The following is a 258-nucleotide window of genomic DNA, read 5'->3' as shown; positions in this document are numbered from 1 at the left end:
AGTCAGACAGTAACAACAACAGGAACAATAACGACTGCTCAAGGCGGAACAGTAGTATTGAATGCTGATGGAAGTTATGTATATAACCCGCCAGCAGATTTTGAGGGTACCGATAGCTTTATGTATAGTATTGTAGATGATGGTAACCCAGAAGCTACTGATACAGCAAATGTTGTTATAGAAGTACGTTCAGGCGATATGAACTCAACAGTAGCAAATAATGATACTGCTACTACAGAGGTAAACACTTCAGTAGAA

Annotated in this window: 1 protein-coding gene; it reads left to right on the top strand. The window is 39.1% G+C overall.

What is annotated here, in order from left to right; all coding sequences use genetic code 11:
- The coding region (locus RM538_RS13420; protein WP_311333949.1) for a cadherin-like domain-containing protein at positions 1-258 on the top strand (258 nt) is incomplete at both ends.

This window comes from Patiriisocius hiemis (assembly GCF_031846325.1).
Classification (GTDB): Bacteria; Bacteroidota; Bacteroidia; order Flavobacteriales; family Flavobacteriaceae; genus Patiriisocius_A; species Patiriisocius_A hiemis.
The sequence above is the reverse complement of the archived record's forward strand: the minus strand, read 5'-3'. Positions and strand labels throughout refer to the sequence as shown.